Genomic DNA, 20,268 nt, shown 5'->3' on the forward strand with positions numbered 1-20,268 from the left:
CCCACGTCTGGCAGATCCCCTACGGCGGTGCAGGGCCATCGCCTGGATGAGCAGTTCGAGGCCGAAGGCGAACTCCGCCTCGTGGTCGCACTCGTGGAGTGCCGGAGCCAGCTCACCGACCTGTGGGAACAGCAGGGGGTCGACCTCGCTGACGCGGACGTCGGATCGGTGCACCGGGGCGAACGTCGGGGTCACCCCGACCTCCCTCAGCAGCGAGCCCACGATGTAGGCGATGAACACCCGCAGGGCGCGCACCGCCTCGTCGCCCCCGAAGCCCGCGCCGCGCAGCGTGGCCAGCGCCCGCTCCACCGGGAGCAGCCCGGCGGTGGAACGGAGCTGGCGGCTGACCACCACCATCGTGCACCGCGGGTAGTGATGCGCGATCTGCCGGAAGGCCAGCGCCTGCATGCGCACCCGGTCGGTCCATTCGGCGTCCGGGTCGTCGGTGAACTCGATCTGCGACAGCACGGTCTCGGCCACCGCGTCCAGCAGCGCCTCCTTGTTCGGCACATGGTTGTAGAGCGACATCACGCCCACACCCAGTTCGGCGGCGATCGCGCGCATGGACACCGCGTCGGCACCCTCCCGCTCGATCAGGTCGATCGCCGTGGCGACGATGCGCGCTCGGGACAGTGGCTCGGCAGGCATATGACCATTGTCCCCTCATTGGTTCCATTGACGTACGTACAGTGTACGTGGCACGCTCGTTGCGTACGTACGGTGTACGTCTCTGGAGGCCGCATGTCGACACACGATCTCTACACCATCCCCGCCGAGCTTTCCACGTGGGACGTCGAGGCGGCCGGAGCCGCCCGCTTCACCTGGGAGTACGACAACGGCAGGGACCGCATGCTCGCCCTTTACCAGAAGGGCAAGGACAAGCAGTGGGACTCGGTCAAACGCATCGACTGGGACCTGGAGGTCGACCCGTACAACGTGCTCGGCGTCCCCGACGAGACCATCGCGATCCACGGCACCCCGCTCTGGGAGCGGATGGACGAAAAGCAGCGCAAGGAGGTGCGCCTGCACGGCGCCTCCTGGCAGTTCTCCCAGTTCCTGCACGGGGAACAGGGCGCGATGATCTGCTCGGCCAGGATCGTGGAGTCGGTCCCCGACCTCGACTCCAAGTTCTACGCCGCCACCCAGACCATGGACGAGGCCCGCCACGCCGAGACCTACGCCCGCTTCCTCCAGGAGAAGGTGGGGCTGGCCTACCCCATCAACCCGCACCTGAAGTCGCTGCTCGACAGCACGCTGAGCGACTCCCGCTGGGACATGCCCTACCTCGGTATGCAGGTGCTCATCGAGGGCCTCGCCCTGGCCGCCTTCGGCGTGATGCGCGACATCACCACCAAGCCGCTGCCCAAGCAGATCCTCGCCTACGTGATGCAGGACGAGGCCAGGCACGTGGCCTTCGGCCGGATGGCGCTGCGCGACCACTACCGCCAGCTCAGCGAGTCGGAGCTGCGCGAGCGCGAGGACTTCGTCATCGAGGGCTGCTACCTGATGCGCGACCGGCTGCGCGGCCAGGAGACCTGGGAGAACCTGGGCCTGAACAAGGCCGAGGTCGCCGATGCCATGGAATCCGTTGACAAATCCCAATATCTCAAGCTGTTCCGCTCGCTGCTTTTCAGCCGCATCGTTCCCTGTGTCAAGGACATCGGGCTGTGGAGCCCCCGCCTGCAGCAGGCCTACGCCGACATGGGCGTGCTGGACATGGCGGGCCAGAGCCTGGATGCGCTGATGCGGCAGGACGAGGACATCGCCGAGAAGCTCGACACCGAGCGGTTCGCCGCCGAGGAGGCCGAGCGCCACGCGGAGGTCGCCGAGACCGTCGCCCTCGGCGGCGACCCCCGCCCCTGACCGGCCCCCACCGGACCTGATCCGGCCCTGGTCCGGCCCTGGTCCGGCCCGGCACCGGACCCGGCCCTCGACACCGAGCCCGATCCGGTTCACGGGGCGCCTCCGGTGCCGGCCGGGCCGTTTCACGGCCGCACGGCGGGCCGGGGACGCCCCGGCCGGGCAGCAGGGCCCGCCGGTCACGGGTGGTCAGGATCTCGTACGGCCACGCGGCGCGCTGGTTCGTCTCCGCCTCGATCCGGTCGGGCAAGGGCCCCGGCGGCAGGCCGAGGGGCCGGTCGGCGCGGACGGCCCGCAGCTCGCGACGAGGTGCGCCGAGATCGGCGCCGGGCGGCCGGACGGATCATCCGCCGCGAGGTCCCTACTTTCCGAACCTCGCCAGCACGAAGGCGATGGCTCCGGCCGCGGTGGCAAGGGTACCGAGCCAGGCGATGAGGGCGTCGGCCCGGTTGTCGAGGGGACGGCTCTGGTGGAGCGCCTCCTGGACGCGGCGGAAACGGATGCCCGTGTGGGTCAGCAGGAGGCCGGCGCAGAGCAGGGCCGGAACGAAGGGGACGATCGCTATCAGGGGCGTGCCGGCGCGCAGGGCGATGCCCGCACCGGCCAGGGCGGTGACGGCCAGCATGGCGCTGGTACGTATCCAGGCGAGCTGGGTCCGCTCGCTCTGCAGGCCCTCGTCCCAGGGGCTGTTCATCGCGACAGCAGAATGAGGATCAGGGCGAGCACCGCGACCGTCGCCACGCCGTATCCGAACAGGGGCGCGAGGGCGGGAGGCGGCAGCGGGGCGGAGTTGCGCAGAGCGTGCTGGACACGACGCCAGCGGGGGTAGGCCATCGCGGCCGCCAGAGCTGACAACGACACCAGGACCACCGCGAGCAGGGTCCGCATCCAGGGGACGAAGACATCGGCGGAGACCGCGGCCATGGCCACACCGCCCGCGCTCAGCGCGAGCGATGTGCTCAGCCAGGTCAGGTAGGTGCGTTCGTTGGCAAGGGTGAACCGGGGGTCCGGTTCACGCTCCGGAGGCTTCATGAGAACGACGCTATTTCAGCCACATTCCCCATAGAGAACCCGGGTTGACGGAGCCCCCGCAGGTGAGGGCTATCCGCAGGCGTTGGTCAGTTGCTCGACCCACCGCACCGAGTCGGTCGCCACCTTCTGCGCGGTGTCGATGGCGCTGTTGGCATCGGGGACGTTGAAGCCCTCCAGGGTGTTGGAGACGCCGTCGGCCGCCTCCTTCAGCGAGGTGTTGGCCGCCTTGTCGGCCAGGTCGCCCAGCTTGGCGCCCCCGTCCTTCAGCGCCTGCTCCATCGCGGCGGGGTCGTTGAGCAGGCCGGAGACCTTCGAGACGGTCTCGGTGACGATGCCCGCGGCCTGCACGCACTGCTGTGCCTTGTCGATACCCTGGCTCACCTCCTGGATCTCTGAGCAACCGGTGGTGATCAGAGCGGCGGCGAGCGCTGAGGCGGCGAGGGCGGGGATTCGTCGCGGAAGGGGTCGCATGCCCAGACCCTACCCAACGACCCGGTGCGGCAGGCGCCTGTCGTACCGGCTCGTTACCCGGACTGCGAGGCGTTGGAGGCCGCACCGCGGCTCCGGCCGTACGATCGTCAGTGTTCGAACGAAGGGGAGACCATGCAGATCTGTCAACATCTCGCGCAGGCCCAGGACCCGGCGCCACGCACACCGCAGGGGTGCGAGGAGTGCCTCGCGACCGGAGATCGCTGGGTTCACCTGCGCAAGTGCCTGTCCTGCGGGCACATCGGCTGCTGTGACTCCTCTCCCAACAAGCACGCCACCGCCCACGCGACGGTGATCGGCCATCCGGTCGTCGCCTCGTTCGAACCGGGCGAGGACTGGCGGTGGTGCTACGTGGACAAAATCATCGGCTGACCGGCGGCAGCGGGGTATCCTCCACCCCGCGGGGATGTCAGCCGCAAGTCTTTTCCAAGCGCGAGGGCCTATCTCTTGACATGTAACGATGTTCAAGAGTTTGGAACCCCTCCATGCGTACCGGTCTTCGTGTCCTGCTCGGCCTGACCACCGCCGCGGCGCTCGCTCTCGGTGGTTCGGCCCCGGCGCTGGCCTCCACCGCCGCCCCCACGGTCTGGAAATGGGGCCCCCTGCACTCCACCGATGGGCTCGCCGCGGCCTGGGGCAAGGTCGCCGTCGGCCAGTCGGGCCTCGTCGTGTACGGCACGCTGGAGGACACCCGTGGCTCGGGCTGCGCGTGGGCCCAGATACGTTACCTGAGCGCTCGGAACGGACGGTGGCACACGGCGTCCTACTACAACTGCGTTCCCGGCCCGGGAACGTTCCGCAAGAACGTCGGCGGGGTCCTGCAGATCAAGGCGAGGACTTGCCGGGGCACCTCCGCACGGCCGGCCGGGCGGTGCTCGCGGTGGAAGACCGTCTACACCCAGGGCGGCTGACAGAGGCTAGTCGCGCTCCAGAATGGCCTCCTCGAAGTCGATCTCGTGGAGAACCCGGCGGAGCACCTCGTCGTCGATGCGCCGCTCGTCGCGGAGGCGTACGAAAACCTCGCGCTCGACCGCCAGCATCTCACGGCGGAGCCGCCGGTAGACCGTGCTGGGCGTCTCCTCCCCCTGTGGTCCCGTGCCACTGCCCAGTCGCTCCCAGGCGGCGAGGGTACGGCGCTCGGCGCGTGCCCTGAGCTGGTCGACGACCTCCCGATAGACCTCGTCGACGCCCTCGCCCACCAGCTCGTCCAGCCGGGCCAGCGAGGCGGAGGTGGCCGCCTGCTGGGCGGCCGCCTCGGCCAGGTTGTCGGTGTAGATCTCCCGCTCGTTGGAGATCTTCAACCTGCGGATCAGCGCCGGGAACGTCAGGCCCTGGACCAGGAGGGTGCCGATCACCACCGAGAAGGTGAGAAAGAGCAGCAGGTCGCGGCCCTGCAGGGTCTGCGGAATGGCGAAGGCCGCGGCGAGGGAGACCACTCCGCGCATGCCCGCCCAGCTCACGATGGTCACCTGCTTCCAGGACGGCGCGTGGGGCTCGCTCTCGCGGATCTTCGCGGACAGCATCCGGGGCAGGTAGAGGCTGGGCACGACCCAGAGCGCCCTGGTGACCACCACGGCGGCGAAGACGACCAGCGCCATCCCGGCGAGCTTCCACGGGTTGGCCCACTCCAGCCCTCTCATGATCGGCCAGAACTGCAGGCCGATCAGCGCGAAGACGATCGTCTCCAGGAAGAACCCGAGGACCCGCCAGACCGCCTCGGACAGCAGCCGGGTACTGAAGCCCGCCCTGGGCAGGCGATGGCCGATGTAGAGCCCGACGATCACCACGACGATCACACCGGAGACGTGCACGCTCTCGGCCGCCAGGTAGACGGCGAACGGGACGAGCAGCATGACGGTGTTCTCGATGAGCGGGTCGCGCAACCGGATCAGCACCCGGGCCAGGATCCAGGCGAGCCCGAGGCCCATCAGCACGCCGCCCACCGCGGACCGGGCGAAGTCGGCGGTGACCTCCGGCCAGGTGATGCCCCCTCCCAGCGCGGCCGCGACCGCCACCCGGTAGGCGGTGAGCGCGGTGGCGTCGTTGAACAGGCTCTCCCCCACCAGGATGGTGACCGTCTTGCGGGGCAGCCCGAGCCTGCGGGCCACGGCGACGGCGGCGACCGCGTCGGGCGGGGCCACGATCGCGCCCAGCGCGAACGCGGCGGCCTGCGGCAGCTCGGGCAGGAGCAGGTGGGTGATCCACCCGATGACCAGCGTGGTGAACAGCACCAGGCCGATCGAGAGCAGCCCGATCGGCCTGCGGAAGTCCTTGAGCCTCAGGTAGGAGCTGTCGACCGCCGCCGAGTAGAGCAGCGGGGGCAGGAAGACCAGCAGGACCAGGTCGGAGTCGAGCTCGTACTCGGGGAAGAGGGGCGACAGCACCAGGCCCGCGAGCACCAGCAGCAGCGGCGCCGGCCACCCCCTGCGCCTGGCGACCGCGGCCACCGCGATGCCGAGGACGGACACGGCCAGTGTCTGCACCACGGTCGACTGGTCCACGCCACCCCGCCCGATAGGGATCGATCGGCTTCCGTGCCCCCGCGCGCCTCGCGAACCACCCGGGACAGCGGAGCGCCGGGTTTCACCCCCGGCGGACAGAACGACGTTACCCCGGACGTGGATCTTGTGCCCGGGACACGACGGAACCCGCCTCCGGGGAACTCACCTCCCCTGGAGAGTCACCACTCCCGGCGTTCTTCCCGGTCGTCGCGGCGCCGTCCCTCGCGGCGCCTGTCGTCGTACTGGTGCTCGTCACGACGGCGGTCGTACCGGTCGTCGTAGCCCTGTTCGGGGCGGAGTCTCTCGCCCGTGGAGTGCGGCGGGTCCTGGAGGTAGGGGCGCGGCAGCCTCTGGTCGGGTGCGGACTGGCCTCCCAGGCCCAGCGGGTCGGACGGATCGACGTCCTGCTGCGGGTAGGCGGGTGGCGAGCCGTACAGGTCTCGGAGGTCGGCGGGGTGACCGGCCTGGTGCGGCTGCGCGGTGCCGAACGCGTAGGGATCCGGCTGAGCGGGGGCCGGGTAGCCGTACGGGTCGGGTTGCTGGGTCCCGTGGCCCCCGGCCTGCTGCTGGGCGGCGAACCCGAAGGGGTCCGTCGAGTTCTGCTGCCCCTGCCCGTAGGGGTCGGGATCCGGCCGGCGGGCGGGGTTGGGGAACTGGTCGGCGTGCGACGCGAACGGATCGACGGGCCGCTGCTGGGGCGGCACGCCGTACGGATCGGGCTGCTGGGCGCCGAACCGGTCGGCGGGCTGCTGCGCGGGCGTGCCGTAGGGGTCCGGCTGCTGGGCGCCGTACGGAGCGGGCTGCTGCGCGGGCGGGTAGCGGTCGCCCGGCATCTGGTAGGCGGCCTCGCCGGGCACCGGGCCCGTACCGAGCGGATCGAAGGACTGCGGCTGCCCGTAGGGCAGGGCGTCGTTCACGATCATGTTCTCGCGCGGCACGGCGTCGGCGGAGCCGTGCCCCGGCGCCATCCGATCCTGAGACCAGTCGGGTCGATCCGGCGGAGGCACCACTCCCCGCGCGACGAGCACGTCGTTCGGCCCGAGCGTGGCGGCCTGGCGGGGCTCGTCCGGCATGGGGACATGACCGGCCGGGTCGGGATACTGCTGGGGCTGGGCGTAGTCCTCGGGCCGAGGTCTGGCGTACTGACCGGTGCCGGGATACTCACTGTGGATCTGCTGTTCGGCGTGGGGGCGCTGCTCGGTGTGAACGGGCTCGCCCACCTCGTCGGGGTACTGCCCACCGGCTTGGACGAAGCCCTCGTCAAGGGTGTCGACCAGCCGCCCCACGTCGTTCATGGGCATGCGGAAACTCGCGGTGCACATCTCGCCACGCCACAGGCTCAGCACCAGCGTGCCTTCGTGCCAGGTGACCCGGAGCACCCGCTCCTGGCCACGCTCGTCAAAGAACACCTCGCCGAACGACGGCAACGGGACAACTTCCGACATGGAGGACATAATGTACTCAAACGCCCCAAACATCCAGTTCGAGCAGGGACTTTGCAGGGCAATCGCACCTCACGCGGTGCAATCGCGGTGCAATCGCGGCGGACACCGTCACGCCGACCATCACTCTCGGTCACCGCCTAACGAGCAAAGGGTACGCAATAGAACACCTAAAGGGGACTATATCCGAGCGTAAGCTCAAGGGCGGGGGAACCTGCTTCAGGGCCCAGATGTCCCCCCAGGCTTGACCCTCACAAGGGGAAGGCCATACGCCCAGGTCAGCTTCTCGGCCCTGGGGGCCGAGCCCGCAGTTTCCCGCCGTCGATGGATTCGACGGTTCAGGCCGCGTCGCCGGCAGCGTGACGCACTGCCCGGCGACCGATATTGATCGCCGCGAAGTAATCCGCCAGGCCGGCGAGCCCGCACGAAACACCACGAAAGTCATCCCGGGTAGGACGATTCCGTTTGTCGATGTGGCCGCCCCCCGGGCAGGTACGGGAGGTGTTACGCGAATCCACCGGCCGCACCGCCACCCCGGCCGAAACCGCTTTGTACGTCACGAACGTCCCCAGTCGATGGAAACCCCACGAGTGCAGGTCGGCACGCTGCCCCTGCCCCTGCTCAGGCGAGGGCGCGAGCTTGAGCATTTCCGTCACCAGCACGCACCGAGTCTGTCACTCACCGCCACCGGACGGCACCGTTTTCCGCGTTTCCTCCCCGCCGTGAACGACGGGACCTCCACCCGGTGATTCCGACGACCACTAGAAGGAAAGTCCGGAAGGGTCCGGCGGGTCGTCTTTCCGAACCGGGAGCAGGACCTGCGACACGTGGATCACCAACTGGAGGTGTCGGCCTCCCGGAGTCAGCCCGGTGGATCACGACAGGACCGAGGAAGGCGGGGCGCACCGCTCCCGCCGGAGCCGCCACGCTTGTCGGAGCGAGCCGGTACGGTTGGCTGTCGTGCCGACCGACTCCATCACCGCTCCCGAAGACGTCTCCTCAAAGGTGGACATTCCCCCGGTTGAGGACCTGCTGAGCACCGCCGTCGAGGCGGTGGGCGGGGTCGAACGCCCCGGACAGATCACCATGGTGAGGGCGGTGCAGCACGCGATCGAGTCGGGCGACCACCTGGCCGTCCAGGCGGGCACCGGCACCGGCAAGTCGCTGGCCTACCTGATCCCCTCGATCAGGCACGCGATGACCTCCAAGGGAGCCGTGGTCGTCTCCACCGCCACCATCGCGCTCCAGCGCCAGCTCGTCGACCGCGACCTGCCCCGCCTCGCCAAGGCCCTCGCCCCGCAGCTGCCGCACGAGCCCACGTTCGCGATCCTCAAGGGCCGCCGCAACTACCTGTGCCGCTACAAGGCGAGCGCGGGGTGGCCCGACGAGGAGCAGGACCAGCTCTTCGACCCCCGGGAGGTCAACGCGACGGGCCGGATGGTCCAGCGCATCCAGGAGTGGTCGAACGAGACCGAGACCGGTGACCGCGACGAGCTGGTCCCCGGCGTCAACGAGCAGGCCTGGCGCCAGTTCTCGGTCAGCGCCAGGGAGTGCCTGGGAGCCACGCGCTGCCCGAGTGGCATGGAGTGCTTCGCCGAACTGGCCCGCGCCCGCGCCGGCGAGTCCGACGTGGTCGTGACCAACCACGCGCTGCTCGCCATCGACGCGATGGAGGACTTCCCGCTCCTGCCCGAGCACGAGGTGGTCGTGGTCGACGAGGCTCACGAGCTGGTCGACCGCGTCACCTCGGTGGTCAGCGGCGAGCTGTCGGAGACCATGGTCACGGTGGCCGTGCGGCGGGTCGGCAAGCTCATCGAGCAGCACCTGGCCGACCGGCTCATGGAGGCCGGAGAGGACCTCAGGGCCCTCCTCGCCGCCGCCCCCGCCGGGCGCCTCGACGAGCTTCCCGACGTGCTCGGGCTGACGCTCGCCCTGATCCGCGACTCGGCGTGGGCGTGCATCACCGCCCTGGGCCCGCGCACCGGCGACAAGGACGACCCGGAGGGCGCGGGACTGCGCAAGGCGGCCTTCACCTCCCTGGACGAGGTGCACGACACCGCGCAGCGCATGCTCGACGCCTTCGGCCACGCCGAGGAGATCGACCGGGCCGAGGTGGTCTGGCTGGAGGCGGGCACCGACCGGCGGCCGCCCCTGCTGCGGGTGGCGCCGCTGACCGTGGCGGGCATGCTCCGCGACAGGCTCTTCGGCGACCGTACGGTCATCCTGACCTCGGCCACGCTCGCCCTGGGCGGCGCCTTCGACGGGCTGGCCCGCCAGTGGGGCCTTGGCGCCGAGGGCGGCGGGAAGCCGGCCGAGGAGGACGAGACGGGCGAGGAGCGCGCCACCCCCAAGTCCGGGAAGAAGGCCGGCAAGAGCCGGGCCGGCTGGAACGGCATCGACGTCGGCTCTCCCTTCGACCACCCCCGCAGCGGCATCCTCTACGTCGCCAAGCACCTGCCCCAGCCGGGCCGTGACGGCCTGCCCGAGGCCTATATCGACGAGATCACCGAGCTGATCGAAGCCGCGGGGGGCCGCACTCTCGGTCTGTTCTCCTCGATGCGGGCCGCCAAGGCGGCCACCGAAGCCCTGCGCGACCGGTTGAGCGTGCCGCTGCTCTGCCAGGGCGACGACTCCACGATGCTGCTGGTCAAGCAGTTCGCCGAGGACGAGCCGACCTGCCTGTTCGGCACGCTCTCCCTCTGGCAGGGCGTCGACGTCCCCGGCCCCTCGCTGCGCCTGGTCATCATCGACCGCATCCCCTTCCCCCGTCCGGACGACCCGCTCAGCTCCGCCCGCCAGCGCCATGTGGCCGCCAAGGGCGGCAACGGGTTCATGTCGGTCGCCGCCACCCACGCCGCGCTGCTCCTCGCACAGGGCGCGGGCCGCCTGCTCCGCAGCCAGCACGACAAGGGTGTGGTCGCGGTGCTGGACCCGCGGCTGGCGACGGCCCGCTACGCCGGGTTCCTGCGCGACTCCCTGCCGCCCTTCTGGCCCACGAACGACCCGGCGAAGGTCCGCAGCGCCCTCAAACGCCTCAGCGGATTCGGCGGGCGCCGGGGCGGAGGGCTTCGCGCGCTCCCGGGCGGACAGCCGGGCCGCCCGCTCGATCACGTCGTCGCCGGCGCCGACCTGGAGATCCAGATCGAGCGGCCCGGAGATCTCCGCGGCCACCAGCTCGCCCACGGAGCCGCCCGACACCCTGCGGACCACCTCGCCGACCAGGAACCCGTACGTCAGCGCGTGGTAGCCGTGCGCGGTGCCCGGCTCCCAGATCGGCGCCTGGCCGGCCAGCCGGTCCGCGATGGCGGCCTGGTCGCCGAACTCCTCCACCGGGATCTGCTCCTCGATCACGGGCAGCCCCGCCTGGTGGGTGAGCAGGTGTCCGACGGTGACGCGCTCCTTGCCGTGCCGCGCGAACTCCGGCCAGACGTCCGCGACCGGGGCGGCGATGTCGAGCAGGCCCCGCTCGGCCAGCAGCAGCGCGACCGTCGCGGTCACCGCCTTGGTGCACGAGTACGCCAGCACGGGGGTGTCACGCTCCCAGGGCCGCCCGCTGTGGCGGTCGGCGACCCCGCCCCACAGGTCCACGACGGGTTCGCCGTCCAGGAAGACCGCGAACGCCGCGCCCAGTTCCTCGCCGCCGGTGAAGTGCGCTTCGAACACCTCCCGCACCCGGGAGAAGCGGGGGTCGCAGTGCCCGTACGTGTCCGCCCGACCCTCGATCACACCGTCCGCAGTCATCGTCCGTCCCCGCATCCTTAGAAAGTGAGCACTTGCTTGGTAGCCGAGCCTAACAACTGGGGCCGCTTCGGCCCAGGAGACCAGCGTGGCACCCTCAACCTGCTGACCCCCGGCACGGTCCTGGCCGCCCTCGCCTCCGCCGTCACCGGCCAGGTGATCAGCCTGGCCATGCCGATCAGGGGCGCCACCTCCTCGCCCGCCCCCACGACGGTTCCGCACCTGCGGGGCCGCCCGCTGCCGCAGCACTTCATGTCCGTGGACGGCGGCGACTACGCGGCCGGCACCCGCCCGATCGGGGCCGGGCTGCGGATGGCCGACGACGCCCTGATGGTCACCCACCACGGCACCACGACTCATATGGACGCGCTCTGCCACATGTGGGCGGGGGAGGAGCTCTACAACGGGCACCCCGCCGCCAGGGTCAGGTCCTACGGGGCCACCCGCTGCGGCATCGAGACCGCGGGCGGCGTCGTCGCCCGGGGGGTGCTCTTCGACGTCCCCCGCCATCTCGGCCTCGACCACCTGCCGGTGGACTTCCGCGTCTCCGGCGACCTGCTGGCGGAGATCCACGACGATGTGCGCCCCGGCGACGTGGCGGTGGTCCGCACCGGCTGGCCCCTGGTCTGGGAGGGCTCGCCGCAGGACTACTGGGCGGGCCAGCCGGGCCTGTCCGCGGACGGCGGCAGGTGGCTCGCCGCCCGCGACGTCGCCGTGGTCGCCTCGGACAACGCCGCCATCGGGGGCCTCAACGCCCGCCAGCTCGCCGACGAGGACCTGGCGGACGATCTGCACCTGATCCTGCTCTGGCGGCACGGCATCCACCTGGCCGAGATGCTCTCGCTGGAGGAACTGGGCGCGGCCTGTGCCGGCCGCGGCGGCGGGGACTTCGTCTTCGTCGCGGCCCCGCTGAGGATCGAGGGGGGCACGGGAAGCCCGATCAACCCGCTGGCGATCCTCTGAGAGCGGCGCCCGGTGGCCGTTACGCCGCCGACCACAACCTCGCCTTCTGGCCGTCGCCGTCCTGGCCGTCGCCGTCCTGACCCGATCCGCCCGGGAGCGCACCGGGCGGATCGGCGCCTTCGAGACGGTTCCGAGGGGCCGTGCCGGACGTGGCGATTCCCCGTGCGACCTGGGAAACTCTCCTCGCGCCCGATGCGGGTGCGGCGCGCCTCGCCGGGCAGGAGTGTGCTCGATGAGCATTGGCCGCGAGTGGCTAGAGTAGTAGTTGTACTAACATTTGAAATTACTTCCCCGGGGAGAAGCATGAGCCGTCCACAGCGGGGGACCCTCCGTGATGTGCGGAAGGGCAACCGGTCCGTGGTCCTGTGGACGTTGTATTTCGCCAACGAGCTGAGCAGGCACGACCTGGCCCAGACGACCGGTCTCAGCGCCGCGACGGTCAGCAACGTGATCGGCGACCTCATCGCGGACGGCATCGTGGTCGAGACCGGTTCCGTCGACTCCGACGGCGGGCGCCCGCGGATCATGCTCAGGGTCGACCCCTCGTACGGATACGTGGTCGGGGTGGGGGTCGGGGAGACCCGCGTCCGCGTCGAGCTGTACGACCTGGCGATGAAGGAGCGGGCGCGGAAGGAGTTCGCCCTCGACCCGAGCCACCACGAGCCCGCCGTGGTGGCCCGTCACATCCTCGACGGGCTGGAGGCGGTCCTGTCGGAGGCGGGGGCGGACGAGTCCGAGGTGCTCGGCATGGGGCTGGGCGTCCCGGGTGTCGCCGAGCAGGGGCCCGACCTGCTCATCCACGCCCGCGCGTTCGGCTGGGACGGCGTACCGCTGGGCGCGCTGCTGCGCGAGGGCACCTCGATCCCGGTCTTCGCCGACAACGGGGTCAAGACCACCGGCCAGGCCGAGCTCTGGTTCGGGGCGGGCAAGGGCGCCCAGCACCTGGTCATGACCTTCATCGGTACCGGCGCCGGGGCGAGCATCATCAACGGCGGCGTCACCTACCGGGGAACGGCGAACGGCGCGGGGGAGTGGGGCCATACGAAGATCGTCCTCGACGGGCGCCCCTGCCGCTGCGGCAGTCAGGGCTGCCTGGAGGCGTACGTCGGCGCCGAGGCGATCCTCGCCGGCGCGGGCAGGGACCTGGGGGACGACGACGAGGAGAGCGTCTTCGCCGCGCTTCTCGCCGATCCGCTGGCCAGGCCCGCGTTCGAGGAGGCCGTCCGCTGCCTCGGGGCGGGGCTGGCCAACCTCATCAACCTGTTCAACCCCGAGCGTGTCATCCTCGGCGGCTGGGCCGGGTCCCTGCTCGGGCGGGAGTTCCTTGCCGAGATCCGTGCCGCCGCCGCCAGGTACGCCCTGCCGCTGCCCTTCTCGCAGGCGTCGATCGAGCTGGGCCGGCTCGGTCCCGAGGCGGTCGCCCTGGGCGCGGCCACCCTGGTCGTCGAGGACTTCCTGCTGCGCAGCCACGCGGTGCGCCCCGCGGGGCGGGGCGAGACCCCGGCGCGGGAGGCCGGGCCCGCGCACGGCTGACCGGTCTCCGGCGCCGGGCGCCGCGGCTGTTGACGCCGTCCCGCCCAGCACTTATTTTGCGTTCTGTACTAAGAGTGGCGACGAGGGGAACGACTGTGGACGGGGCGCACATCGACGGGACGTTCCAGGGCGCCGCCTCCGGACGCGCCGCGCCCCGCGGGGGAAGGCCGTCGTCGGGTGAGCGCCGGGCGAGCGGCCGGGCGGGCCGCCGATGAGGAGGGCGCTGGTCGTCCGTGGCGGCTGGGAGGGGCACGTCCCCGTCGAGGCGACCGAGCTGTTCATCCCCGAACTGGCCGCCGCCGGCTTCTCGGTGACCGTCGCCGACGACCTGGAGGTCTACGCCGACCGGCCGCTGCTGGCCGGGACCGACCTGGTCGTGCAGTGCTGGACGGGCGGCACCCTGACCCGGGAGCAGGAGGCGGGGCTGGTGGCCGCGGTCCGCGCGGGTACCGGCTTCGCCGGCTGGCACGGTGGCCTGGTGGCCACCTTCGACGGCAGCCATGACTACCTGCGGATGGTCGGCGGGCTCTTCCTGCACCACCCCGAGGACTTCCTCAGCTACGACGTCGTCATCGACCCCGCGCGCGCCGACCACCCGATCGTCGCCGGGCTGGACGACTTCACCGTCGAGACCGAGCAGTACTGGATGCTCACCGACGCACACAACGAGGTTCTCGCCACCACGCGGTTCGCCGCACCGGAAACCGTCATGCCGGTCGTCTGGACCCGCAGGTGGGGGAGGGGAAAGGTCTTCTTCTCCGCTGTCGGCCACCGGCTCGCGGACCTGCGGCATCCCACCGTGTACGAACTCACCCGGCGCGGCCTGATCTGGGCCGGCCGGTGACCGCCTGACGCGACGTTCCCCGCGCCTCCCTCGGGGATGGGGGCGCGGGGAACGTCGCCTCAGATCCCGTTCCTGCCGATGACACCGCTGTACCACAGGGCGCTGTCCTTGGGGATGCGCCGTTGGGTGTCGTAGTCGACGTGGACCAGCCCGAACCGCTTCTCGTAGCCGTACGCCCACTCGAAGTTGTCCATCAGCGACCAGGCCAGGTAACCGCGCAGGTCGGCTCCCTCGCCGATCGCCTGGTGGGCGGCGAGCAGATGGGTGCGCAGGTAGTCGACGCGCTCGGCGTCGGCCACCCGGCCGTCCTCGGCGGAGTCGTGGTAGGCCGCCCCGTTCTCGGTGATCATCAGCGGGGTGGTGGGATAGTCCCGCGCCAGCCGCACCAGGAGCCTGCGCAGGCCGTCGGCCTCGACGGGCCAGCCCATGGCGGTCACCGGCAGGTCGGGGTCGAGGTGTTCGACGCCCTCGGTGCCGGGGAAGCGGTTCGAGGAGGGCGTGCCCACCTTCGCCGCGACGAGGGTCGGCGCGTAGTAGTTGACTCCCAGCAGGTCGATCGGGGCGCCGATCAGCTCCTCGTCGCCGTCGGCGATGTGTTCCAGAGTGGTGAAGCGGGCCATGTGCTCCAGCATGTCGGCGGGGTAGCGGCCGTTGAGGATCGGGTCGAGGAAGATCCGGTTGTGCAGGCCGTCGACGAGCCCGGCCGCCGCGACGTCGTGCCGGTCCTGCGGGTCACGGGGGGACACCGGGGTGAGGTTGACCGTGATCGAGACCTCTCGGGCTCCCGCCGCGCGCAGGGCGCGGGCCGCCAGACCGTGGCCGAGCAGCAGGTGGTGCGCCGCGCGGAAGGCCGCGTCCGGCTCGGTCCTGCCGGGCGCCTGATCGCCGGTGGCGTACCCGAGGAAGGCCGAGCACCACGGCTCGTTGAGCGTGGTCCAGGTCCTGATCCGGTCTCCGAGCCGGTCGTACACCGCTCCGGCGTACTCGGCGAAGTGGTGGGCGGTCTCCCGCACGGTCCAGCCGCCCCGGTCCTCCAGGCACTGCGGCAGGTCCCAGTGGTACAGGGTGGTCATGGGCTCGATGCCGGCGGCCAGCAGGGTGTCCGTCAGCCGGTCGTAGAAGTCGAGGCCGAGGGGGTTCACCGGTCCCGTGCCGTCGGGCCTGATCCGGGGCCAGGAGACGGAGAAGCGGTAGGTGTCGATGCCGAGGTCCCGCATGAGGGCCACGTCGTCGGCGTAGCGGTGGTAGTGGTCACAGGCGATGTCGCCGGTCTGCCCGAGGTGCACCCGGCCGGGGGTCCTGGCGAAGGTGTCCCAGATGGAGGGAGTGCGTCCGTCCTCCGCGGCGGCGCCCTCGATCTGGTAGGCCGCGGTGGCGACCCCCCAGCGGAAACCGGGGGGGAACAGGGCCAGGCCGGTGCCGGTCCGGTCGTCGGTCTGGGTCATCCCTTGATCGCTCCTTGCGTGGTTACGCGGATGGGTCGCCTGCCGGGCGGCGTCAGGTCGACGATCGGTGGCAGGGGCGCCGTTCCACCCTCCCGCGCTCTGTGGGCGCCCGAGGGGAGTGGTGGCTGCTCAACTTTGAGGCTTAATTCATAATGAAATTTAAGGGGAAAAACTCCGTCTGCGTCAAGGTGGAGTTACCGAGTCGTGCCCAGGCCGTGGACGATTCCGATCGTGCCGGAACGGCCGACGAGAGCCGGCTCCCGGGAGCCGGCTCTCGTCGCGGACCGTGCGGGACCGGGGTGGACCGTCAGGTGCCGGGGTAGCCGCCCCCGCCGTGGGCGGCGTCGAGGGCGTCGTAGTCGGGGGTGAAGCCCTTCTTGGGAATGGCCGCCACGAAGTCCACGTGCCGTGGCCTCTTGTATGAGGCGAGGCCGCCCCGCACATGCTCGACGATCTCCTCGGCGGAGGCCGTGGCCCCGTCCCCGAGGACCACGACGGCCTTCACCGCCTGCCGCCACCGCTCGTCGGGGACGCCGATGACCGCGGCGTCGGCGACGGCGGGATGGGTCTTCAGCACCCGCTCGACCTCGGCCGGGTAGATGTTCTCGTTGCCGGACTTGATCATGCGGAGCCGGGGGCCGATGAAGGTGATCGTGCCGTCGGCCTCGCGGCGGCCGAGGTCGCCGGTGTGGTGCCAGCCCCCGCGCGTCTTCGCCTCGTTGAGCTCAGGTCTATTGAAATATCCGGAAAAAAGGGACTTGCCGCGGGCGCAGATCTCGCCCACCTCTCCCGCGGGCACCTCGTCGCCGTCAGGGGCGAGGATGCGCACCTGGACCAACGGTGACGGCCGTCCGGCGAACCCCGCGGCCCCCGGGGCGAGCCCCAGGAAGGTCAGCATCCCGGCCACCTCCGTCTGCCCGTAGCCGCCCATCCTCGACCGGCACCAGGGGGAGTCGTCCACGCTCGTCATGGCGTCCCACTCGGCCGAGTGGGAGACGAAGCGGAGCGACGTCAGGTCGTACTTGCCACCCTCGTTGGCCTTCACCACCGCGTCGATCATCTGCCCGAACAGGAACGCCTGGGTGACCTTCTCCGCGTCGACGAGGCGGCAGACCTCCTCGGGGTCGAAAGCCGGCGTGAACACGTTCGTCCCGCCGATCTGTAGCGTGGCCAGGCAGAACATCATCGTGCCCACGTGGAACAGCGGGCCGCTGTTCAGGAAGGTGAAGCCCGGCTCCATCTGCCGCACCACCAGCAGTGAGGCGCTGTGCGCGACCAGGGCGGCGCTGCTGAGCAGCGCCGCGTTGGGACGGCCGTCGAAGGCGGCGGTGTAGAGCGCGAGCACCGGCGCCGTGTCGTCGGCGTCGTCGGCGGCGTCGTCGGCGAACCCGTCCGGTACGGCGTCCGGGGACCCGCCGGCCAGGAACGCCTCGTAGCCCGCCCCCGCGAGGATCCAGTCCTCGCCGCTCAGCGGGGCGGCGACCTCCGACTCCTCCCAGACGACGACCTTCGGAGCGAGGTCCGAAAGGACGAAGGAGAGCTCTTCGGCCGACTGCCGCCAGTTCGCCGGGCAGAGGATCGCGCCGAGCCGGGACGAGGCGAGCAGTAGTTCGAGCACCGCGTGGTCGTTTCTGCCCAGCCAGAGCACCCGCTCCCCGGCCGTCACGCCCCGCGCGGCCAGCGCGCCCGCCAGGCGGGTGACCCGCGCGTCCAGTTCGGGGTAGGTGAGCCGCAACTCGCCGTCCACCACCGCGGTCACCCCGGGGCGGCTGCGGGCGTGTTCGGCGAGGACGTCGGACAGGGTCAACTGGTGGATCATCGCGCCTCCTGGTGGGGGTGGCGTACGGCCCGCGACCTCCCGCCTCGGCCGGTGCGAGCCGTACGGGGACGGATCATTCGAAAGCCGGCATGACCTCGTCGGCGAAGAACCGCATGACCTTCCTCATCTCCGCCAGCGGCATCGGCCTGGTGCTGCCGAAGTCGCAGAGCAGGTTGGCGAATCCGGCGTCCCGCAGCAGCCGGATCTGGCCGATCACCCGCTCGGGGTCGCCGATGACCTCCAGCTGCTCCCAGCGGAAGTCGTTGGAGACCGAGCCGCCCTTGAGGTAGCGGTCCTGGTAGTACTCGAAGCCCTGCGCGGCCTTGCCGGTCCTGGGGTCGATCGGGGCGCTCTTCTCGTTGAAGATCCGGCTCCGGTCGAACCCCGCCTCGAACCTGGCCTGGTCCTCGCGGGCCGCCTCCGCCGTGGCGGCGACGTAGACGCTGCGCGCGACCACCAGCTCGTGCCCGGTCACGTCGTGCCCGGCCAGTTCCGCGGTCGTCCGCCAGGTCTCCGCCGCCTTGACCACCTTGCGGAACGGCGCCGCCGGGTCGGCCAGGATGGGCAGGCCGCGCTCGGCGTACATGGTCACGGTCTCCGGGGACACGGCGGCCACATGGATCGGCGGGAACGGGGTCTGCAGCGGCCGGGGGGCGAGTTCGACCTCGGTGCCGGTCCGGTAGAACTTGCCCTCGTGCCGGAAGGTGGGGCTGCCCCAGAGGCCGAGGATGACCTCCAGCGCCTCGTTGAACCGGTCACGGGCCTCGGCCAGGTCGATGCCGAAGCCCTCGAACTCGAAGCTCTGGTAGCCGCGCCCGATGCCCAGCTCCAGCCGCCCGCCGGAGAGCACGTCCACCATGGCCGCCTCCTCGGCGACGTGGATCGGGTTGTGCAGCGGCAGCACCACGATGCCGGTGCCCAGCCGGAGCCGCTCGGTGCGCGCGGCCATGGCGGCCAGCATGGTGAACAGGTTCGGGACCACTCCGTAGTCGCGGAAGTGGTGCTCGGCCAGCCGCACGCCGTGGAAACCCAGCTCCTCGGCCAGCTCGACCAGTTCGAGATGGTAGTCGTAGACATCCTTGAAGCTCTGGCCGTCGAACCGGTGGAAGAGGTGGAAGGTCGAGAACTTCATCGGCTTGTCCCCTGGCGGTCGTCTCCGTCTGTCCCGTTCCGCGGTCTCGGTTGCGGCGGGCCGCACGAAACCAAGCGCTCGCTTGGGAAGCGTACCAGTTCTCCGCCTCCGGGGAAGTGCCGCGCCCGTCAGGAAATGGCGGTCGTGGGGTCGGGTAGTTTTCCGGGGTGACTGTCCTTCTGCCCGGTGTGGCGCTCACCGACCACGTGTTCACCGTTCCCCTCGACCACGCCGACCCCGGCGGCGAGACGATCGAGGTCTTCGCCCGGGAGGCGGTCGACCCGGCCAGGCAGCGGGAGGACCTGCCGTGGCTGCTCTTCCTGCAGGGGGGTCCCGGCGGCAAGTCGCCGCGCCCGACCGCCGCGGAGGGATGGCTGGGGCAGGCGCTGCAAACCCATCGCGTCCTCCTGCTCGACCAGCGGGGGACCGGTCGCAGCACTCCCGTCACCGCGAAGACGGTGCGCGGCACGGACGCCGAGCTCGCCGCCCGCCTCGGGCACTTCCGGGCCGACTCGATCGTGGCCGACGCCGAGCTGATCCGGCGCGAGCTCGCCGGTGACCGGCCGTGGGAGACCCTCGGCCAGAGCTACGGCGGCTTCATCACGCTGACCTACCTCTCGCTGGCTCCCGAGGGCCTGGCGACCTGCTATGTGACCGGTGGCCTGGCCGGGCTCGACGCCACCGCCGACGACGTCTACTCCCGCACCTACCCGCGGGTCCTGGACAAGGTGCGCCGCCACTTCGCCCGTTACCCGCAGGACTCGGGCCGCCTGGACGCGATAGCCGCCCACCTGCGCCTGCACGAGGTCTCGCTCCCCGACGGTGACGTGCTGACCGTACGCCGCCTGCAGACCCTCGGCATGTGCCTGGGGATGAGCGACGGCGCCGAATACCTGCACTGGTTGCTGGAGGAGGCCTGGACCGGTGACAGGCTCTCCGACCTCTTCCGGTACGAGGTCATGATGGCCACCGGTTTCGTCGGCAACCCGCTCTACGCGGTCCTGCACGAGTCGATCTACGCCCAGGGCGCCGCCACGGACTGGGCCGCGCACCGGTTGCTGCCCGAGGAGTTCCGCGAGGACGCGGGACCGACGCTCCCCACCGGGGAGATGATCTACCCCTGGATGTTCGACGAGATCGCCGCGCTCCGCCCCTTCAGGGGCGCCGCCGAGATCCTCGCCACCGTCTCCGGCTGGCCGGCCCTCTACGACCCGGCCCGGCTGGCCGCCAACCGGGTCCCGGTGGTCGCCGCCGTCTACTACGACGACATGTACGTCGACGAGGGCCTGTCCATGCGCACCGCGCGCGCGGTGGGCAACGTGCGGACCTGGGTGACCAACGAGTGGGAGCACGACGGCGTCCGGGTCTCCGGCGGCAAGGTCCTCGCCCGCCTGATGGACATCGCGGGCGGCGTCCACGGCTCCTGAACGTCTCGGGGGCTCCTGAGCCCGTGCCGTCCAAAGCGCCCGC

Annotated in this window: 17 protein-coding genes and 2 pseudogenes; 8 read left to right on the forward strand and 11 right to left on the reverse strand. The window is 71.0% G+C overall.

The annotated features are described in order from the left end of the window. A partial coding sequence (locus ABZ260_RS07675; protein ID WP_355614042.1) for a TetR/AcrR family transcriptional regulator C-terminal domain-containing protein occupies positions 1–648 on the reverse strand: 648 nt, incomplete at its 3' end. A gap of 93 nt (positions 649–741) precedes the next feature. Here ABZ260_RS07675 and ABZ260_RS07680 point away from each other — a divergent pair. Continuing rightward, the gene (locus ABZ260_RS07680; protein ID WP_355614044.1) at positions 742–1,863 is read left to right on the forward strand and encodes a ferritin-like domain-containing protein; all 1,122 of its coding nucleotides are present in this window, start codon (positions 742–744) and stop codon (positions 1,861–1,863) included. 358 nt (positions 1,864–2,221) lie between these two features. Here ABZ260_RS07680 and ABZ260_RS07685 read toward each other — a convergent pair whose 3' ends face one another. The 3 genes from ABZ260_RS07685 to ABZ260_RS07695 form a co-directional block, all read right to left on the reverse strand. Further along, positions 2,222–2,554 (reverse strand): DUF202 domain-containing protein, encoded by a 333-nt coding sequence (locus ABZ260_RS07685; protein ID WP_355614046.1) that lies wholly within the window; start codon positions 2,552–2,554, stop codon positions 2,222–2,224. Continuing rightward, entirely contained in the window at positions 2,551–2,892 is a 342-nt protein-coding gene (locus ABZ260_RS07690) for a DUF202 domain-containing protein (RefSeq protein WP_350916199.1), read from the reverse strand. Before ABZ260_RS07690 ends, ABZ260_RS07685 begins: the two co-directional genes overlap by 4 nt. A gap of 69 nt (positions 2,893–2,961) precedes the next feature. Then, a complete protein-coding gene (locus ABZ260_RS07695) occupies positions 2,962–3,363 on the reverse strand; it encodes a hypothetical protein (RefSeq protein WP_355564858.1) in 402 nt (133 codons plus the stop codon). 132 nt (positions 3,364–3,495) lie between these two features. Here ABZ260_RS07695 and ABZ260_RS07700 point away from each other — a divergent pair, with 132 nt between their 5' ends. Further along, positions 3,496–3,753, forward strand: a complete 258-nt coding sequence (locus tag ABZ260_RS07700) for a UBP-type zinc finger domain-containing protein (RefSeq protein WP_355614048.1) — start codon at positions 3,496–3,498, stop codon at positions 3,751–3,753. Positions 3,754–3,866: 113 nt separating this feature from the next. Further along, complete coding sequence (locus ABZ260_RS07705) at positions 3,867–4,292, forward strand: hypothetical protein (protein ID WP_355614050.1); 426 nt, start codon at positions 3,867–3,869, stop codon at positions 4,290–4,292. A gap of 6 nt (positions 4,293–4,298) precedes the next feature. Here the strand turns inward: ABZ260_RS07705 and ABZ260_RS07710 are convergent, their stop codons facing one another. The 3 genes from ABZ260_RS07710 to ABZ260_RS07720 all read right to left on the reverse strand — a co-directional run bounded on the left by ABZ260_RS07710 (position 4,299) and on the right by ABZ260_RS07720 (position 7,986). Next, positions 4,299–5,882 carry a Na+/H+ antiporter gene (locus ABZ260_RS07710; protein WP_355614052.1) on the reverse strand — a complete coding sequence of 528 codons (1,584 nt, stop codon included), beginning with the start codon at positions 5,880–5,882 and terminating at the stop codon, positions 4,299–4,301. A 179-nt stretch (positions 5,883–6,061) separates the two neighbouring features. Then, positions 6,062–7,327, reverse strand: coding sequence for a hypothetical protein (locus ABZ260_RS07715; RefSeq protein WP_355614054.1), 1,266 nt, complete (start codon positions 7,325–7,327; stop codon positions 6,062–6,064). A gap of 335 nt (positions 7,328–7,662) precedes the next feature. Continuing rightward, entirely contained in the window at positions 7,663–7,986 is a 324-nt protein-coding gene (locus tag ABZ260_RS07720; RefSeq protein WP_355614056.1) for a zinc ribbon domain-containing protein, read from the reverse strand. Between the two features lie 298 nt (positions 7,987–8,284). On the opposite strand from ABZ260_RS07720, the pseudogene ABZ260_RS07725 reads away from it, so the two are divergent. Further along, a pseudogene (locus tag ABZ260_RS07725) lies at positions 8,285–10,363 on the forward strand (ATP-dependent DNA helicase); the annotation flags it as partial. Here the strand turns inward: ABZ260_RS07725 and ABZ260_RS07730 are convergent. Beyond that, positions 10,343–11,080, reverse strand: a pseudogene (locus ABZ260_RS07730) (serine hydrolase domain-containing protein); the annotation flags it as partial. The pseudogenes ABZ260_RS07725 and ABZ260_RS07730 sit on opposite strands and share 21 nt — an antisense overlap. A gap of 21 nt (positions 11,081–11,101) precedes the next feature. On the opposite strand from ABZ260_RS07730, the gene ABZ260_RS07735 reads away from it, so the two are divergent. The 3 genes from ABZ260_RS07735 (at position 11,102) to ABZ260_RS07745 (ending at position 14,402) form a co-directional block, all read left to right on the forward strand. Beyond that, positions 11,102–12,025, forward strand: a complete 924-nt coding sequence (locus tag ABZ260_RS07735) for a cyclase family protein (RefSeq protein WP_350952245.1) — start codon at positions 11,102–11,104, stop codon at positions 12,023–12,025. Between the two features lie 303 nt (positions 12,026–12,328). Continuing rightward, positions 12,329–13,558, forward strand: coding sequence for an ROK family transcriptional regulator (locus ABZ260_RS07740; RefSeq protein ID WP_355614059.1), 1,230 nt, complete (start codon positions 12,329–12,331; stop codon positions 13,556–13,558). A gap of 211 nt (positions 13,559–13,769) precedes the next feature. Then, entirely contained in the window at positions 13,770–14,402 is a 633-nt protein-coding gene (locus ABZ260_RS07745; protein WP_355554895.1) for a ThuA domain-containing protein, read from the forward strand. Positions 14,403–14,461: 59 nt separating this feature from the next. Here the strand turns inward: ABZ260_RS07745 and ABZ260_RS07750 are convergent, their stop codons facing one another. The 3 genes from ABZ260_RS07750 to ABZ260_RS07760 form a co-directional block, all read right to left on the reverse strand. Further along, a complete protein-coding gene (locus ABZ260_RS07750) occupies positions 14,462–15,847 on the reverse strand; it encodes a GH1 family beta-glucosidase (protein WP_355614061.1) in 1,386 nt (461 codons plus the stop codon). A 307-nt stretch (positions 15,848–16,154) separates the two neighbouring features. Continuing rightward, positions 16,155–17,666, reverse strand: a complete 1,512-nt coding sequence (locus tag ABZ260_RS07755; RefSeq protein ID WP_355614063.1) for an AMP-binding protein — start codon at positions 17,664–17,666, stop codon at positions 16,155–16,157. A 73-nt stretch (positions 17,667–17,739) separates the two neighbouring features. Next, positions 17,740–18,798, reverse strand: coding sequence for an LLM class flavin-dependent oxidoreductase (locus ABZ260_RS07760; protein ID WP_355614065.1), 1,059 nt, complete (start codon positions 18,796–18,798; stop codon positions 17,740–17,742). A 167-nt stretch (positions 18,799–18,965) separates the two neighbouring features. Between ABZ260_RS07760 and ABZ260_RS07765 the strand changes: the two genes are divergently transcribed. After that, on the forward strand, positions 18,966–20,225 hold the full coding sequence (locus ABZ260_RS07765) for an alpha/beta fold hydrolase (RefSeq protein ID WP_355614067.1): 1,260 nt from the start codon (positions 18,966–18,968) through the stop codon (positions 20,223–20,225). Positions 20,226–20,268 lie beyond the last annotated feature (43 nt).

It is taken from the genome of Streptosporangium sp. NPDC006013 (genome assembly GCF_040614275.1).
GTDB lineage: Bacteria > Actinomycetota > Actinomycetes > Streptosporangiales > Streptosporangiaceae > Streptosporangium.

What these genes read in the sequence shown, in the direction of transcription:
- ABZ260_RS07690 (WP_350916199.1), bottom strand. Translation starts at nt 2,892, where the DNA reads ATGAAGCCTCCGGAGCGTGAACCGGACCCCCGGTTCACCCTTGCCAAC.
- ABZ260_RS07705 (WP_355614050.1), top strand. Translation starts at nt 3,867, where the DNA reads ATGCGTACCGGTCTTCGTGTCCTGCTCGGCCTGACCACCGCCGCGGCG.
- ABZ260_RS07680 (WP_355614044.1), top strand. Translation starts at nt 742, where the DNA reads ATGTCGACACACGATCTCTACACCATCCCCGCCGAGCTTTCCACGTGG.
- ABZ260_RS07755 (WP_355614063.1), bottom strand. Translation starts at nt 17,666, where the DNA reads ATGATCCACCAGTTGACCCTGTCCGACGTCCTCGCCGAACACGCCCGC.
- ABZ260_RS07695 (WP_355564858.1), bottom strand. Translation starts at nt 3,363, where the DNA reads ATGCGACCCCTTCCGCGACGAATCCCCGCCCTCGCCGCCTCAGCGCTC.
- ABZ260_RS07700 (WP_355614048.1), top strand. Translation starts at nt 3,496, where the DNA reads ATGCAGATCTGTCAACATCTCGCGCAGGCCCAGGACCCGGCGCCACGC.
- ABZ260_RS07750 (WP_355614061.1), bottom strand. Translation starts at nt 15,847, where the DNA reads ATGACCCAGACCGACGACCGGACCGGCACCGGCCTGGCCCTGTTCCCC.
- ABZ260_RS07760 (WP_355614065.1), bottom strand. Translation starts at nt 18,798, where the DNA reads ATGAAGTTCTCGACCTTCCACCTCTTCCACCGGTTCGACGGCCAGAGC.
- ABZ260_RS07685 (WP_355614046.1), bottom strand. Translation starts at nt 2,554, where the DNA reads ATGAACAGCCCCTGGGACGAGGGCCTGCAGAGCGAGCGGACCCAGCTC.
- ABZ260_RS07740 (WP_355614059.1), top strand. Translation starts at nt 12,329, where the DNA reads ATGAGCCGTCCACAGCGGGGGACCCTCCGTGATGTGCGGAAGGGCAAC.
- ABZ260_RS07715 (WP_355614054.1), bottom strand. Translation starts at nt 7,327, where the DNA reads ATGTCGGAAGTTGTCCCGTTGCCGTCGTTCGGCGAGGTGTTCTTTGAC.
- ABZ260_RS07745 (WP_355554895.1), top strand. Translation starts at nt 13,770, where the DNA reads ATGAGGAGGGCGCTGGTCGTCCGTGGCGGCTGGGAGGGGCACGTCCCC.